Origin of the sequence: Citrobacter amalonaticus (genome assembly GCF_002918555.1) — a bacterium.
In the GTDB taxonomy this organism is placed as follows: Bacteria; Pseudomonadota; Gammaproteobacteria; order Enterobacterales; family Enterobacteriaceae; genus Citrobacter_C; species Citrobacter_C amalonaticus_A.
Map to the genome: position 1 here is coordinate 788,831 of NZ_PQMB01000003.1, position 15,792 is coordinate 804,622.

The 15,792-nt window shown below is 55.1% G+C and carries 12 protein-coding genes and 1 pseudogene; 6 read left to right on the forward strand and 7 right to left on the reverse strand.

Features of this window, described 5'->3' with window-relative positions:
* Window positions 1–9: 9 nt before the first annotated feature.
* Both ytfR and ytfQ read right to left on the reverse strand, forming a co-directional pair.
* Complete coding sequence (gene ytfR / locus C3432_RS16500; protein ID WP_103777634.1) at window positions 10–1,512, reverse strand: galactofuranose ABC transporter, ATP-binding protein YtfR; 1,503 nt, start codon at window positions 1,510–1,512, stop codon at window positions 10–12.
* Between the two features lie 69 nt (window positions 1,513–1,581).
* The gene (gene ytfQ, locus C3432_RS16505; RefSeq protein ID WP_103777635.1) at window positions 1,582–2,538 is read right to left on the reverse strand and encodes a galactofuranose ABC transporter substrate-binding protein YtfQ; all 957 of its coding nucleotides are present in this window, start codon (window positions 2,536–2,538) and stop codon (window positions 1,582–1,584) included.
* Between the two features lie 305 nt (window positions 2,539–2,843).
* Here ytfQ and ppa point away from each other — a divergent pair, with 305 nt between their 5' ends.
* The gene (gene ppa / locus C3432_RS16510; RefSeq protein ID WP_036111433.1) at window positions 2,844–3,374 is read left to right on the forward strand and encodes an inorganic diphosphatase; all 531 of its coding nucleotides are present in this window, start codon (window positions 2,844–2,846) and stop codon (window positions 3,372–3,374) included.
* A gap of 402 nt (window positions 3,375–3,776) precedes the next feature.
* Here ppa and C3432_RS28240 read toward each other — a convergent pair.
* The 4 genes and pseudogenes from C3432_RS28240 to tamA form a co-directional block, all read right to left on the reverse strand.
* Window positions 3,777–3,950 (reverse strand): annotated as a pseudogene (locus C3432_RS28240) (type VI secretion system tube protein TssD); the annotation flags it as partial.
* A 100-nt stretch (window positions 3,951–4,050) separates the two neighbouring features.
* Window positions 4,051–4,395, reverse strand: a complete 345-nt coding sequence (locus C3432_RS16520; RefSeq protein WP_103777637.1) for a gamma-glutamylcyclotransferase family protein — start codon at window positions 4,393–4,395, stop codon at window positions 4,051–4,053.
* Between the two features lie 2 nt (window positions 4,396–4,397).
* Window positions 4,398–8,177 (reverse strand): autotransporter assembly complex protein TamB, encoded by a 3,780-nt coding sequence (gene tamB / locus C3432_RS16525; protein WP_103777638.1) that lies wholly within the window; start codon window positions 8,175–8,177, stop codon window positions 4,398–4,400.
* Window positions 8,174–9,907, reverse strand: coding sequence for an autotransporter assembly complex protein TamA (gene tamA / locus C3432_RS16530; protein ID WP_103777639.1), 1,734 nt, complete (start codon window positions 9,905–9,907; stop codon window positions 8,174–8,176). The genes tamB and tamA overlap by 4 nt, the downstream gene beginning before the upstream one ends.
* Window positions 9,908–10,122: 215 nt before the next feature.
* On the opposite strand from tamA, the gene msrA reads away from it, so the two are divergent.
* Window positions 10,123–10,761, forward strand: a complete 639-nt coding sequence (gene msrA / locus C3432_RS16535) for a peptide-methionine (S)-S-oxide reductase MsrA (RefSeq protein ID WP_103777640.1) — start codon at window positions 10,123–10,125, stop codon at window positions 10,759–10,761.
* A gap of 64 nt (window positions 10,762–10,825) precedes the next feature.
* Here msrA and C3432_RS16540 read toward each other — a convergent pair whose 3' ends face one another.
* Entirely contained in the window at window positions 10,826–11,881 is a 1,056-nt protein-coding gene (locus C3432_RS16540) for a LacI family DNA-binding transcriptional regulator (RefSeq protein ID WP_103777641.1), read from the reverse strand.
* Between the two features lie 190 nt (window positions 11,882–12,071).
* Here C3432_RS16540 and C3432_RS16545 point away from each other — a divergent pair, with 190 nt between their 5' ends.
* From C3432_RS16545 to C3432_RS16555, 4 genes are read left to right on the forward strand one after another with little or no spacing between them, the layout of a single operon-like run.
* Window positions 12,072–13,232: a Gfo/Idh/MocA family protein gene (locus C3432_RS16545; protein ID WP_103777642.1), complete on the forward strand. Its 1,161-nt coding sequence runs from the start codon at window positions 12,072–12,074 to the stop codon at window positions 13,230–13,232.
* Between the two features lie 10 nt (window positions 13,233–13,242).
* Window positions 13,243–13,386 (forward strand): hypothetical protein, encoded by a 144-nt coding sequence (locus C3432_RS27715; RefSeq protein ID WP_181012949.1) that lies wholly within the window; start codon window positions 13,243–13,245, stop codon window positions 13,384–13,386.
* On the forward strand, window positions 13,383–14,450 hold the full coding sequence (locus C3432_RS16550) for a Gfo/Idh/MocA family protein (RefSeq protein WP_103777643.1): 1,068 nt from the start codon (window positions 13,383–13,385) through the stop codon (window positions 14,448–14,450). Before C3432_RS27715 ends, C3432_RS16550 begins: the two co-directional genes overlap by 4 nt.
* A gap of 11 nt (window positions 14,451–14,461) precedes the next feature.
* Window positions 14,462–15,484: a Gfo/Idh/MocA family protein gene (locus tag C3432_RS16555; protein WP_103777644.1), complete on the forward strand. Its 1,023-nt coding sequence runs from the start codon at window positions 14,462–14,464 to the stop codon at window positions 15,482–15,484.
* Window positions 15,485–15,792 lie beyond the last annotated feature (308 nt).

Below are 15,792 nucleotides of genomic sequence, written 5' to 3' on the forward strand. Positions count from 1 at the left end.
CGATTCTCCTTATGCCGCAATGGCGTTCATGATCGCCGGAACGGACAGTTCAGCCAGCGGGATCTCCGCCACCTGCTTGCGATCGCGCATAATAATGACCCGATCCGCATAGCCCACCAGCTCTTCCAGTTCGGACGAGATCACCAGTAACGCCAGGCCATCGGCGCACAGCGTTTCGATCAGGCGGATGATCTCAGCGTGCGCCCCCACGTCAATTCCACGCGTAGGTTCATCGAGGATCAGAAACTGCGGTTTGGTCAGCAGCCAGCGCGACAGCAGGACTTTTTGTTGATTGCCGCCGGAGAGAAATTCAACAGGTTGCTCCGGGCCGGGCGTGCGTATTCCCAACTGGCGGATGAAACGTTCGGCGATGTCGTTTTGTTCTTTGCGCGGGATTGGTCGCAGCCAGCCGCGCTGGGCCTGCAATGCCAGAATGATATTTTCCCGCACCGACGCGGCGGCAATAATGCCGTCTGTTTTTCTGTCTTCCGGGCAAAAGCCGATCCCCAGGCAGGAAGCCTGATGCGGCGATCGCAACGTCTGCGCCTTGCCTTTGATCCACGCGCCGCCGCTGTCGGCGGGTTTTATGCCGAAGATAACCTCTGCCGTTTCGGTACGTCCCGATCCAAGCAATCCCGCCAGACCGACGATCTCACCTGGGCGCACGTCCAGATCGAACGGGGCGATCGTTCCCTTCTTACCGAAATCTTTAAATGCGGCAACCGGTTTGTCACTGAGTAAAGTACGACCCGCACGCTGCAAGGCGTGGGTATCCAGCTCACGCCCGAGCATCATTTTTACCAGCTCTATCTGAGGCAGTTCGCCGGTTTCACGACACCCCACAAAGCCGCCATTGCGTAACACGGTGATCCGATCGCTGACCTGATACACCTGATCGAGAAAATGGGTGACGAAGATCAGGCTGACGCCGCGATCGCGCAGATGACGCATCAACCCGAACAGCATCTCAACCTCTTGCGTATCGAGGCTCGCGGTAGGTTCATCGAGGATTAGCACCTTCGCGGAGAGATCGACAGCCCGACAGATGGCGACAATCTGCTGCATCGCAACCGAAAAACGGTTAAGCGGCTCACGCACGTCCAGTGAAAAACCGTAAGAAGCCATCAGCTCCGCGGCACGCCTTTCCATCTCTTTACGCCGCAGCAGACCAAAACGCCGGGGTTCACGTCCGATAAACAGATTATCCGCCACCGACATGTTCGGCAGGAGGTTCACCTCCTGGTACACCGTGCCGATGCCCAATTGCTGCGCATGTGCAGTATTCTTTGGTGAGATGGCCTGCCCTTCCAGCCAGATCGTACCGCGATCGGCATGGTAAACCCCCGTCAACGCTTTGATGAGCGTCGATTTCCCGGCACCGTTTTCACCGAGCAGCGCCATGATTTCACCACGACGCAGACTAAAATCGACGTTATCCAGCGCCTTCACGCCCGGAAAGAACTTGCTTAATCCCTCGGTACGGAGGATTTCCAGGTGTCGTTCATCGGTCATGTGATCCCCCTGTATCAGGCTGCCGGATAAGCGAAGCGCCATCCGGCACTTTTCCCTCACGTTAAGGGCTTAGTAGCCCATGTTTTTCTTTTTCTCTAACTCTTCTTTGGCAGTATCAGGCAGGTACAGGGTTGATTTGGTGATGGTCAGCTTCGGCGGCATCGTGCCGTCTTTTTTGAACTTTTCCAGCGCGTCGAAAGCCGGACCCGCCATGTCCGGCGTCAGCTCCACGCTGGCGTTCGCTTCGCCGTCCATCATCGCTTTATAGATATCCGGTACGCCGTCGATGGAGCCGGTGAGGATATCTTTGCCCGGCTTCAGACCGGCTTCTTTAATCGCCTGGATTGCCCCAATCACCATGTCATCGTTATGGGCGTAAACCATGCAAATATTCTTGCCGTTGTTTTCCGCTTTGATAAAGCTCTCCATCACCTCTTTACCTTTACTGCGGGTAAAGTCACCGGACTGAGAGCGGATGATTTTGATGTTCGGCGCTTTGGCGATGGCTTCAGCAAATCCTTTCTTACGGTCGATTGCTACGCTGGCGCCAACGGTACCCTGCAGCTCAACCACGTTACATGGCTTACCATTGACCTCTTTCACCAGCCAGTCGCCGATAAGTTTGCCTTCCAGCACGTTGTCAGCGGTAACGGTGGTCATATAGAGAGATTTGTCTTTAACATCAATAGAACGGTCGAGAAGAAAGACCGGAATCTCAGCATCTTTGGCTTCTTTCAATACCGGTTCCCAGCCTGTCGCCACGACCGGCGCGATGAAAATCGCATCCACACCCTGAGCGACAAAGGAACGCACGGCTTTAATCTGGTTTTCCTGCTTTTGCTGACCGTCGGCGATTTTCAGCGTAATGCCGCGCTTTTCGGCCTCGCTTTTCGCCACATTGGTTTCAGCGGCGCGCCAGCCGGACTCCGATCCAACCTGCGAAAATCCTACGGTTAAGGAGGCAGCGATTGCCATAGATGACATAGCTGCCGAAACTGCTGTAACTAAAAGTAAGCGCTTCCACATAAGTGCATCCTCGTCGGGTGATCATTGTTGATTAACAAACCGTCGCGGAAAACTATAGACAATCGAACATGTAACAGATTGCGTTACATCACACTTCAAAAAAGTAAATAAAACGTTAATCACAAGTTTGTAATCGCTTCCATGACCTTATGAAACATGCGGCTGAAGTTATGGATTTTTCTGCTGCGGAAGGCGTCTGAAAATGACATCGCGGAAAGGAGAATGGCGAAAACAGGCGAAGACTTTCGCCGTGAGATGGCTATAATACTTGCCACTTGTTTACGACACAGTTAAAGGAAACAGACATGAGCTTACTCAACGTCCCAGCGGGTAAAGATCTGCCGGAAGATATCTACGTAGTTATCGAGATCCCGGCGAACGCAGATCCGATCAAATACGAAGTCGACAAAGAGAGCGGCGCACTGTTCGTTGACCGCTTCATGTCCACCGCGATGTTCTATCCGTGCAACTACGGTTACATCAACCACACCCTGTCCCTGGACGGTGATCCGGTTGACGTGCTGGTCCCAACGCCGTACCCGCTCCAGCCGGGTGCAGTGATTCGTTGCCGTCCGGTTGGCGTACTGAAAATGACCGACGAATCCGGTGAAGATGCGAAGCTGGTTGCGGTACCGCACACCAAGCTGAGCAAAGAGTACGATCACATTAAAGATGTGAACGACCTGCCGGAACTGCTGAAAGCGCAGATCACTCACTTCTTCGAGCACTACAAAGATCTCGAAGCGGGCAAATGGGTGAAAGTTGACGGCTGGGACAACGCTGAAGCGGCGAAAGCTGAAATCGTGGCGTCCTTCGAGCGCGCGGCGAAGAAATAAGTTCGTTTTCTAAGGTTGGCATAACCTATTGAAGCCCCTCGTTTTATGAGGGGCTTTTATTTGATATTAATCTATACTCTAAATAATTCGAGCTGCGGGACAAAACGCGTCGTCGTTTTGAACAGCGCTTGCGCTGGCCCCGAAGGGGCGAGGCCCAGGGATGGACCGGGTAACAAAGCCAACGCATCTGCAACGTGAAGTATGGCGAGTATATACGATTAGTTTCAGTTCAGGCTTTGTTGCAAAGAAACTTTCCTGCTCCTCGGATATGAAATTCCCGTCAACATCAACCATAACATCAAGATTCGTTGATGGGTTGAAGTAATGATAAACATCTTTTTCCCATCGATATTTCCCTTTTATCCTCACAGTGCCTGCTGTATTTATATGTTTTCTCATTGCACTTATCAGGTGTTTACTGAGGAGATAATCATAATTGACAGATATTGTTTCTTTATCTATCTGGTTTTTTATAACACGAAGCTGAATGCTTGATATCGAAGCACCTCTTAATTGAATATAATAATATTTCTCCCATTGACCATATCGATTAATACGGTAAAACCAGAACGCCAAATTTTGGGGCGATGAAGAAAGGGATAAATACGTCCTGACACTCCAGGACGACAGGTTGGCACCGCATAAAACAACGCCACCCGAAGGTGGCGCGTTTGTGTCAGTACTGGTCTCTGTCTAACCAGTTACCGCTTTCGATTAGCGTTAATCCTTCAACCGGACGTTGGTACACATACATCCATGCACTTCCGTACGGCGTCTGGATCAGCTGGCGTGCGTACTCTCCGCCTCTGGTGCGCAGGGCATCCAGTTCGGCAAGCGTCGCGTTATCAATACGATAAACTTCACCGTGTACCGTTCCGTTCCCCGGAACCGCGCCTGGATAGTGGCCCAGACTGTACAACTGGTAGTTATCGATACTGAAATTTCCCAGCAACAGGGCATTGGTCATCCAGTGGCTGTTGCCTTGTTTGGTTAGTAAACTGCCGTAGACAAATATTCGCATTGCTAAAACTCAAACTGATAGAGCAAATCCAGTGCCTGATCTACGCCAGACACCGCTTCCAGATATAGCTTAGGCATCAGGCGATAACGTAACGTGAGCGTTGCCAATGAGTCAAATATACCCACGCCGTATTTCACCTGCAGACCTGGCAGTACGTACCCGCTGACCACCACCTGAGAGGAATCACCCGCCCCTTGCGTGTCCAGTGCCAGATTGCTTACGCCAAACGTCTCCCCGATTTTACCCACAATCTGACCACTTTGTGCAACCCCCAGGCCAATAAGCATTGAGGTCATCGCCGCACTGTCGCTCTGATCGCTGTTCAGCCCCTGCCCTCGTAACAGATAAGAGAGCGCTTCCTGCTGCGACATTGCCGGGTCGGAGAAGATCTCCGCCTTCGGTTCGTCCGCCGTCCCCGTGACGCGAACACCAGCGATAACATCATTTTCTGTAGCATCCGGGTTACGAATAGCTTCGATATTGAGTAATGGCTGATCCGGCGGACCGGAGAATAACAGCTCGCCTTTTCGCACAATCAGATCCTGACCATAGGCATGGAAACGCCCGTCCGGAATATTGATCTGTCCGTTCAGCCCCAGCCCCTGCTTATCCTGTGCAACCTTCAGATCCCCCGCCAGGCGCGCTTTCAGACCAAACGCATCGATGCGCACATTGTTGCCCACATGCACAATCAGGTTACTGTTGATCGGAATTGAGGCAGTCTGCGGCTTCTCCGGCTGGAGATCGTTATTGAGCATCACCTCATCGCTGGAGACACCCACCGCGCTTTCCGGCAAATCATGTACCACGATGCGCGCCCACGGCACATCCACACGACCATCCAGAGTGAACAGGCTCGGCGTGGCCTCGAAGACCACGTCCGGCGAGACGTCCAGCCGCACCATCGGTGGTACGGTGATCCGCACCCGGCTGCCTTTCGCCGCCACGCGCGCGCGCCAGTTATCAATCTGGCTCCAGTCAGCATCGCCGCTGAGGTTGATCTGCCCCTGCTGCGTGCGTACCACGCCCGCCAGCGTCGAGCGCGTGCCGTTGAAGATGATCCCAAGCTGGCTGGGCTGCATATCAAACGGCATAAAGTTACCGTCGATATCCAGATTGTTAAGCTGTAGCTGACCAAACAGCTGCGGTCCCTGGAGATCGCCGCCCAGACGCAGACTGGCGTTCAGCATCCCCGCCGCTTTCTCGCCGCGCGAGAAAATGGGGTTGACCATCGCCAGGTTGAAATTACGGATGTTGACGTTGCCGCCCAGATTGCGTCGCCCCTGCGGATCGGTCACCTGTACCTGCCCGTCCAGCTGTCCATTGTTGGTCAGGCGAATCAGCCAGCCCAACTGGGCGCGGTTATTGTGCAGATCGGCGCTCAGGTTTAATGTCTCAAACGCCACCGGTAACGGCGCGTCATTGACGATCTGCGTCACCTTGACGTTACGCCCTGAGAGCGTGACGTTACCCTGCGGCAGCCCCTCTTTGGTGGTGTCCCACGAGACGTCCGCTTTACCGCTAAAGACGCCGCTGGCCTGAGTCGCCTCTGGCATAAACGGCTTTAACATCGCCAGATCAAAGCGGTTGAGATTGACCACCGCATGTCCTTGCGCGCCCGCATCAATCGTCTGCGGGACACACAGCTCTGCATTCGGGTTCGCCCAGCAGTGCGGCCCAATACTGATTTTCTGCTCCTGATTACGGTAATCCAGCGCGATGGCGCGGTTCAGCGACCACGGACCGACCGGCGTCTGGAAGCGCGTGTTGCTCAACGTCCCTTTCCAGCGCTCCTCTTTACGGTCAAAGCTGCCTGCCAAATCCAGCTGGCCGGAAACCGGCTCGCCCTGAATGCGCAGCTGCAGTTCATGCTGCTTTTCACTGCCTTTGGCGTTGAGGGTAACCAGGTTGATATTGACGTCAGGCTGCGAAATCCGCTCAACGCGCACGTCGAGCTTACCGGCAATCTGGTCGGTCGATTTCACGTCGCCTTCCACCCGCACCTGCGCCACAGAAAGCGCCTGCCAGCGCAGATTACGGGCCGAGATATCCGCCAGCAGCTGCGGCGCATCGACGGTACCTCGCACTTTTACCCGCCCTTTTGCCGTGCCGCCAAGCCCCGGCAACGCGTTGTCCAGCCCTGGCGCGTCAATAGCGGCGTCAAGATTGAGATCTTTCACGCCCAGCTCGCCCTTCACCTCAGCGCTGTTTGGCCCCAGCTCCAGATGTAGCCCCGGAATGGTCCACTGCATATAGCTGTTGCCCTTCAGCGTCCCGTTAACATTGACTTTGTTCTGCTTCACGTTACCGGTTAGCTTCAGCTCCGGCACCTCCATCTGCCAGGTTCCGCCATACAGGCTGCCGCGGGTTTTAATCAAACCATTGAGCTTCGATGGCCAGTCCGGCACCTCTTTCGCCGTATTGATGCCATCCAGCGTCAGCTCACCACGCCAGCTGATCGCCTGCTGCCAGTCCACCAGAGCCTTCAGCTCCGTTTTCCCCTCCAGCGCCGCCACGCTGAGTTTGTCGAGATTAATCTGCTGCTCGTTACCTTTGGCGTCCAGCGTGATGGTCGCCGGAGGAATATCCTGCCCTTTCACCGCCGTGTGCATCGATAGCCGGTAATCCGTCATCTTGCCGGTAAGCTTGAGCTTGATATCATCAGCCTGGAACTGTTTATCACCAGTGAACGGCCAGTAAACCTGTTTACTGACCACTTCAATATTCAGCGGCAATCCGGCCTCAGCCAGGCGCGTCTGGGCGCGCAGATCCATATCCACCGGACCGGAGAGATTCACCCCCACTTCCAGCTGTTCGCGTAGCGCACCGCCCACCTTCAGCTTCAGCTTTTCGCCTTTCAGCGGCTCGACGTTCAGCGTGCTGTTGAGCGTGATATCGACCGGCCAGCTGTTGGTCAGCTGCGCCGTGCCGGTCGCATTGACGGTGCCCTGGTCAGAATCGATGTCCAGCGCGTCCAGCGTCATGTTACCGTCGATACTGCTCACCTTCAGCAGCATGTTGTACACCGTCAGATCGGTGTCGCCCGTCACGCGCAGCTGTTCCCCCTTAAACGCCTCAATATTGAGATTAAGGGGCAACTGGACATCCGTCATCTCCGGCAACACCGGTTTTGAGAACAGCGTTTTCAGCGTTTCGCCGAGCGGTTTTTCATCGGGTTGTGGATTTTCAATCTTCGGCTCAACCACCTGCTCCTGCGCAACCTCCGCGACTTTCGGCAGCGCAATCAGTAGCCCCTGCAGCGACGTGGGCTTCAGCGTCAGGTTTTTATCCTGCCAGTTCAGGCCGGAGGTAAAATCCATCACTGAAACAGTGGTGTCATCGATTTTGATATTGACGTTGTTGAGCGCCAGCCGTGAGAGCGTGATGGGATACGGCGTCGAAAGATTTAGCGGGCCGCTGCTCTCCTCTTCCTTCACCGGCCCGGAAGGCGGCATCTTTTTGCTGTCGATGGCAACGTTAATATCCTTCAGAGACAGGTCGTTAACGCACAGACTGCTGTTCCACAAACAGTTAAGACCGACAGCCAGATGAATTTCGCCCGCATTGACCGCCACGCCGGGCTGGTCGTAACGGATATTCTTCAGCGATAAATCACGCCAGCCGCCGGTTACCTGCCCTATTTCCAGACCCGGAACCCAGCGATTTGCCGCCTTGAACAGCAGATGCAGGCCGCTGGTCGTTCCCACCAGAAACGCCACCGTACCCAACAGCAGCAGAATAAAAACCAGTACGCCGAGGCTTATCTTCTTCCATAAACTCATAATTCAGGCCCCAGACCGATATAAAACTGTAAACCGTGTTCATCTTTGTCACCGACAGGAACGGCGAAATCGAGCTTGATCGGCCCGACCGGCGACTGCCAGCGTACGCCCACCCCGGCGCCGGTTTTAATATCGCTCTTACGAATATCGCTGACCGCTTCACCGCTATCGACAAACATCGCTCCCCACCATTTTCCGGTCACGTTGTACTGATACTCCAGCGATCCCGTCGCCAGCTTCGAGGCGCCTTTCAGATCGCCGTTACTGTATTTGGGTGAAATAGACTTGTATTTATAGCCACGGATACTGCGATCGCCCCCGGCGAAAAAGCGCAGATCCGGCGGGACTTTGTCAAAATCGCCGGTCTCGATCCACCCCAGGTTACCGCGCATCACAAAGCGATGGCGATCGTACAGCGTACGTATCCAGACGTTTTGTGCCTGAAAAACGGAGAAATCAACATCTGATCCCCAGGCGGTATTTGAGTAATCAACAGAGTAACGCTGAGAGTCGCCCCATATCGGCATCAGGCCGCCGCGCGAACGCGTCCGGCTGATCATCACCCCCGGATAAAGCAGCATTGTGGTATTGGTCACTTCGCCCTGGGTAAAGTGGTCAAAGCTCCAGCGCAGGTTGATAGCCCGCTGCCAGCCGCTGGAGAGATCCCAGTAACGTGAGACCGCAAGGGTGGTGGAGTCCTGTTCTGTATCATTGAGATCGGTACGCTTAAAGCCACCCTGCACAAGGTAATACTGCTCCAGTGGATTCTTCAGCAGCGGCATTTTATAGCTGAAATCGAGCTGCTGCTCCGGTGCCGAGATGCTGGCGCTGGTGGTCAGGCTGTGACCCAAGGAGTTCATCCACGGCTTTTTCCACGTCGCCTTCACGCGTGGCCCAACGTCGGTTGAGTAGCCCACCCCGGTTTCAATCGTGTTTTCAGTGCGTGGGGAAACCACGCCTTTAAGCGGCAGGACTTTCGTTTTGCGCGCCTGATCGAATTCCGGCGCGACAACCACAGAGTTGAACCAGCCGGTAGCGGAGAGACGGCGGTTCAGCTCCGCCAGCTCTTTCGATTCGTACTCATCGCCCTCTTTAAACGGCACCAGATTTTGCAGATACTCATCCCGAATCTGCGATCCCTCAAAGGAGACATGACCAAAGCGATAGCGCTCGCCGCTGTCATAATCAATGTCCCAGAACGCCTGATGGCGATCGAGGGCGATGCCCAGTTCGCTCTTATTGAATTCGCTGTCGAAATACCCTTTACGTAGCGCCACGCTGGTTAATGACTTTTTAAAACTGTCATAGTCCCCGTGATTGAGTACCGTACCTGTCGCCGGACGCGTTTTCAGCAGATCCAGATAATCGCTGTCGGTACGCGCGCCGCCGCGTAAAATGACTTCAGTCCCGCCGATGCGCACCGGTTCGCCCGGCGTCACGTTGACCACCAGAACCTGGCGCCCTTTCGCCGGAGGCGGGCGTAAATCAAAATCAATGGTGGGCTGGTAGTAACCCAGCGCTTTTAGGCCTTCGCGGATAGCATCATCAACGCGTGCGCGAAACCGCCGATCGGGCGTAACTTCGTCGCTTTGGATCGTAGACAGCTGCGCACGGACGTTTTTCTCCAGCTCACCCGATAATCCTTCTACCTGCAAACGAACGTTCGCTGCATTCGCTGCGCCGCTTAAGCACAGCAGGCTGACCCAGCATAACTGACGGATATGTGGCACTTTTTCTCCTGAATATCCCTTATTTCCACCCCTGGAAAACAAATATTATGCCTTTCCACGGCTTAACAAAAACCCAACAATTGGGATTGAAAAACAGACGACACCCCAAATATTTCTTATGTTTACTTTAGACGTATTCGTAACTGTTATTGTGTGCAAATACGCGTCTTGTTACAACCTTAACGCCAACGACGGATTTTCGGGAGAACGCTACCATGAGTTTATTTGATAAAAAGCATCTGATTTCACAGGCAGATGCGCTACCCGGACGCAACACCCCGATGCCCGTAGCAACGCTACATGCCGTGAACGAGCACTCCATGACCAACGTACCAGAGGGGATGGAAATCGCCATTTTTGCCATGGGCTGTTTTTGGGGGGTGGAGCGACTGTTCTGGCAGCTCCCCGGCGTTTACAGCACGGCGGCAGGCTACACGGGCGGTTATACCCCTAATCCAACCTACCGCGAAGTCTGTTCCGGCGAAACCGGACATGCCGAAGCGGTACGCGTGGTTTACGACCCTGCCGTCATCCGTTATGAGCAACTGCTACAGGTCTTCTGGGAAAACCATGACCCGGCGCAGGGTATGCGACAGGGCAATGACCACGGCACCCAGTATCGTTCGGCCATTTATCCATTAACGCCCGAACAGGATGCCGCTGCCCGCGCCAGCTTCGAGCGCTTTCAGGCCGCAATGACTGCCGCAGGCGACGATCGCCGCATCACCACGGAAATCAGCAACGCCGCGCCGTTCTACTATGCTGAGGACGATCACCAGCAGTATCTGCACAAAAACCCCTACGGCTACTGCGGTATCGGTGGTATTGGCGTCTGCCTGCCGCCAAACGGATGAATGACTCTTGCCTGATGGCAAGCCACGGTTCCGTCAGCCGGATATGCGACAGCGCCATCCGGCATTAACGTGTTACGGTCACCCGCGCCGCATGTCGCGTTGCCCGGGCGACCGTGCCTCTTTCCGCAACTTTCCCTTTCAGCAGCAGGTTAAACACCGGGGCAGAAGGACGATTAAGACGGTTTTGCAGCAGATGTACCGCCTCCACGCCCAGTGCCCGGCAGGGGATGGTGATACTGCTTACCGCGGCGACAGTATGCGCGTCCAGCTCCTGCACATCCGTCGTCATCAGCGACATCTCTTCGGGGATGGATATGCCTTTCTTTTCCAGCACGCTACGGATACCGGTCGACATCGACGTCCCGGCGCAGAAGATTGCCTCCGGCCACGCGTCACGCGGCGTATTGCGCAACCAGTCATCGACAGCACTTCCCGACTCTGCCTGCGAAAACCCTTCCGTCACCAGCAGATCGCGTGTGTTATCGAACGGGATCTGATACTGACGATAGATCTCTTTTATTCCTTCCAGACGCCAGTACAGCGTCTCCCGCCGCAGGCTTGTGACATTGAGGATCCGCCGATGCCCCTGCTCAAACAGATACTGCGCGGCCAGATTGCCTGTCGCCCGGTGATCCGGTGAAACCGCGTCAAGCAAGCCTTCCCTGTCTTGTGAATTGATCAGAACGCACGGTTTCCCCAGCGACTGTGCCAGCTTGTGAACTGTCGGATCATCAATTCCAATCATGATGATGGCGTTAATGTTTTTATTACTGGCTTTCTCCAGAAAGACGTTGATATCCGCCCGCTGCTCCTCCAGTCCGCAATACGTCAGCCAGACATCATGTGGGGCAACCGCTTCTGCTATCCCACGGGTGACTTCGAGGTAGAAGGCGTCCCCCTGCGCGGTAAAGGTGCGCTGCGGGGCGAACACCGCAATCCCGTTAATGAGCAGTCGGCCACTGGCCAGCGAGTCGAGAACGCCCAACTGTCGTGCGCATTTCACTATCGCCTCGCGGGCTTTATTGCTGGTGTAGGACTTCCCGCTCAATACTCTTGAAACCGTGCTGACCGAAAAACCCGTTAAGGCCGCAATTTCGTCCATTTTCAGCTTGCCCGACATTCTGTGACCTCGCTCGCAATCTATCTTTGCAAATTTTTGCAGACCCAGGCGATTGATTCTAAAACGCCTTTTTGCTTTACGTACGATCTTATTCTCCGGCCTGCAACCGTTCTCACAAAATCACATTGTCGATAATCCAGGCGTTTCTTATGTTCCGGTTATCCCTCATTTCTCCTGAATAAGGCATGACATGAAAAAAGTACGTTTTGGCATTATTGGCGTTGGGAACATCGGTTCCCATCACGCCCGCTACCTGCTGGCAGGTACGGTACCAGAGGCGGTGCTCACCGCAGTCTGCGATAACAACGCCGACAAACATACGGCAATCCGCCAGCGGATCGGCGAAGAGGTGGCACTCTTTCACGACGCGCGTGAAATGCTGGAGAGCGGTTTGATTGACGCCGCGATCGTCGCGACGCCCCACTACGATCATCCGGCGCTGTCGATGATGGCGATGCGCCTGGGTATCCATACGCTGTGCGAGAAACCTGCCGGGGTGTATACCGCTCAGGTTCATGAGATGAACGCCTGCGCGCTTGAGAGCGGCGTGGTGTTCAGCATGATGTACAACCAGCGCACCAATCCGCTGTACCAGAAGGTCAAAGAGCTGATCGACAGCGGCGAACTGGGCGAAATACGCCGTTCTAACTGGATAATTACTAACTGGTATCGATCACAGAGCTATTACAACTCCGGTGGCTGGCGTGCCACCTGGAAAGGCGAAGGCGGCGGCGTTCTGCTCAATCAGGATCCTCATCAGCTCGATCTCTGGCAATGGCTGGTCGGTATGCCGGTGCGACTGCGTGCCTTTTGCCAGTTTGGTAAGCATCGCCAGATAGAGGTGGAAGACGAGGTGACCGCTTACGCGGAGTATGCCAACGGTGCGACCGGCGTCTTCATCACCACCGTCGCGGAAACACCTGGGACAAACCGGCTGGAAATCACGGGCGATCGCGGCAAAGTGGTGGTGGAAGACGGTCGCCTGCGCTTCTGGCGACTGCGCGAATCCGAAACGGAATTCAACGCCCGCTGGCAAAACGGTTTTGGCGAGCCGGAGTGTTGGGAGGTGAACATCCCCACGGCGCCAGAATGCAGCGAACACCATGTCATCACCCGCAATTTCACCGCGGCAATCCTGCACGGCGAGCCGCTTATCGCTCCCGGTCTGGAAGGCATTCGCGGCCTGACGCTCTCTAACGCCATGCATCTCTCCACCTGGACCGACGACTGGGTTGAACTGCCAGTCAATGAACAGCACTACTGGCAGTTGCTGCAGGAGCGTATTGCGTCATCGGTCGAGAAAAATACCGCCAGCCGCACGCTGGACGCTTCCGGTAGCTGGCAACGCTAAGGAGAAAATCATGTTGAATATTGCCATTGTCGTCACCGGCAACATCCTCGAAAAAGCCCCGCATTTTTATCAGAAATCCGCCGCCGTGAGCCATTTTGCAGAAGTGGGCGCCATCCCTCCGGGTAAAGATTCAGATTCAGGAGTGACAGAATGAACAAGAAAGATGGAATGAACTATGCCCCGACCGGTAAACCTCAGCCGGTCGTGAAAGCAGGTGAATTTGTGATTGCCGCCGCTGCCCTCGATCACGGGCATATCTACGGCATGTGCAACGGGCTGATTGAAGCCGGTGCCATGCTGAAATGGGTTTACGATCCCGACCCGTCAAAGGTGGATAAATTTCTACAGCAGTACCCACAGGTGCAGGCGGCAGACACGCTGGAAACCATTCTGAATGATGCCGCGGTGGATTTGGTCGCCGGGGCGGCAGTCCCGTCGGAACGCTGTGCGCTGGGGCTGAAAGTGATGTCCGCAGGGAAAGACTATTTCACCGACAAAGCGCCGCTGACCACGCTCGAACAGCTGGAAGACGCCAAAATGATGGTGGAGAAAACCGGGCGCAAGTATGCGGTCTACTACAGTGAACGTCTGCATGTGGAAAGCGCCGTTTTCGCCGGTGAACTGGTGAAACAGGGCGCAATTGGCCAGGTCATGCAAACCCTGGGGACCGGGCCGCATCGCGAGGGTACCGGTCGCCCGGACTGGTTTTATGACCGTCGTTATTTCGGCGGCATTCTTTGTGATATCGGTAGCCACCAGATTGAACAATTTCTGTTTTACACCGGTAACAGCGAGGCGCGCGTGGTCGCAAGCCAGGCGCGCAACGTGAACCATCCGCAGTATCCGCAGTTTGAAGATTTTGGTGATGCCATGCTGGCCGGCGACAACGGCGCAACCGGCTATTTCCGCTGCGACTGGTTTACACCGGAGGGACTCAGCGCCTGGGGCGATGGCCGTCTGACGCTGCTCGGCACCGAGGGGTATATCGAAATCCGCAAGTATGTCGATATCACGCGTGGCGAGCAGGATGTCGTTTATCTGGTTAATAAAGAAGGAGAATTCCGTTATCCGGTCGCAGGGAAAGTGGGCTTTCCGTTCTTTGGCGAGCTGATCCTCGACTGCATTTGTCGCACCGAGAACGCCATGACCCAGGCACACACCTTCAAAGCCGCCGAGCTTTGCGTCAAAGCACAGATGCTGGCAAATGCGCGCATCTGACGGGAGGTACGATGAAAACCCTGAACGCTGCCATCATCGGCTGTGGCGCGATCCACGCCACGCACGTTGAGGCGCTAAAACAGCTGCCCAACGTCTCACTGCGCGCCATTGCGGAGACGGACGTCAACAGAGGGCGGCAGCTCGCCGCCCTGTACGGCTGTCATTTCTATCATAACTACCACGAGATGTTGCTGGATGACGCCATTGACGTCGTGCATATCTGTACGCCCCATGACCGACACAAACCGATGATCCTGGCCGCACTGGCGGCAGGAAAGCAGGTCTTTTGTGAAAAACCGGCGGTGATGAGCGCGCTGGATGTGGCTGAAATCCAGACCGCAACGCTGGATGCGTCAGGAATTCTGGGCATCTGTTACCAGAACCGGCTGAACCCCACCAGTATTGCGATCGGCCAGCAGCTACAAGCGGACACGATTGGCAAAATGCTTGCCATCAAAGCGGTGCTGACGTGGTCACGAACGGATAGCTATTACACCGACAGCCCATGGCGTGGGCAACACGCGACCGAGGGCGGATGCCTGCTGATCAACCAGGCCATTCACACCCTGGATTTGATGCAGTGGTTTGGTCAGGGTGTCGTGCGGGTAAAAGGGGTGGTCGACAGCAGTTGGCTGGCTGAGGTGATTGAGGGCGAAGACAGCGCAATGGCCACATTCGCCTTTCGCAACGGGGCTCGCGGGCTGTTTTACGCCAGCAATTGCCACACCGCGAACTCCCCCCTCCAGCTGGAAATTCACGGTGAGAAAGGAACGTTGCAACTTGAAGGGAACGAACTATGGCGGGTCCGCGACGGTACACGCCAGAAGCTGGCAAGCGACGTCCCCCCGGACGGTAGCGGGAAAAGCTACTGGGGGGTGGGCCACCAGCAGGCTATTCGTCAGTTTTACGCAGCCATCGAAAATCCCGCTGCCGGTCGCTGGTGCGGGATTAACGAAGCGGCACAATCATTGCAAATCGTCGATGCTATTTACCGGTCGTCGCAATTACGCCGCTGGATTAATCTGGAGAAATAAGCATTTCGCCTGAAAAAAACAGGGCAGTTATGCTCTCAATACTTCGCGCTGCGGGAGAGGATCTTCGCAGGCGTCATGGTACTGACGCGTAAAAAGTACCGTGGCTCTGGCTATTATGATCGTTGGCCTGGTGCTGGAGCAGAACGGCGTTATCCAATCTCGCGCGAAATCCCGCTCAGCCGTAGCGGAAAATTAACCCTCTGGCGGCTTTACAGTACCTTACGCTATACTAGCCTCTGAAATTACCGGCTCACTTCCACGAGCCGGTTTTCAATACGATTTACCACATGGATTTATACTCAATGAAT

What these genes read in the sequence shown, in the direction of transcription:
- ytfR (WP_103777634.1), bottom strand. Translation starts at nt 1,512, where the DNA reads ATGACCGATGAACGACACCTGGAAATCCTCCGTACCGAGGGATTAAGC.
- ytfQ (WP_103777635.1), bottom strand. Translation starts at nt 2,538, where the DNA reads ATGTGGAAGCGCTTACTTTTAGTTACAGCAGTTTCGGCAGCTATGTCA.
- ppa (WP_036111433.1), top strand. Translation starts at nt 2,844, where the DNA reads ATGAGCTTACTCAACGTCCCAGCGGGTAAAGATCTGCCGGAAGATATC.
- C3432_RS16520 (WP_103777637.1), bottom strand. Translation starts at nt 4,395, where the DNA reads ATGCGAATATTTGTCTACGGCAGTTTACTAACCAAACAAGGCAACAGC.
- tamB (WP_103777638.1), bottom strand. Translation starts at nt 8,177, where the DNA reads ATGAGTTTATGGAAGAAGATAAGCCTCGGCGTACTGGTTTTTATTCTG.
- msrA (WP_103777640.1), top strand. Translation starts at nt 10,123, where the DNA reads ATGAGTTTATTTGATAAAAAGCATCTGATTTCACAGGCAGATGCGCTA.
- C3432_RS16540 (WP_103777641.1), bottom strand. Translation starts at nt 11,881, where the DNA reads ATGTCGGGCAAGCTGAAAATGGACGAAATTGCGGCCTTAACGGGTTTT.
- C3432_RS16545 (WP_103777642.1), top strand. Translation starts at nt 12,072, where the DNA reads ATGAAAAAAGTACGTTTTGGCATTATTGGCGTTGGGAACATCGGTTCC.
- C3432_RS27715 (WP_181012949.1), top strand. Translation starts at nt 13,243, where the DNA reads ATGTTGAATATTGCCATTGTCGTCACCGGCAACATCCTCGAAAAAGCC.
- C3432_RS16550 (WP_103777643.1), top strand. Translation starts at nt 13,383, where the DNA reads ATGAACAAGAAAGATGGAATGAACTATGCCCCGACCGGTAAACCTCAG.
- C3432_RS16555 (WP_103777644.1), top strand. Translation starts at nt 14,462, where the DNA reads ATGAAAACCCTGAACGCTGCCATCATCGGCTGTGGCGCGATCCACGCC.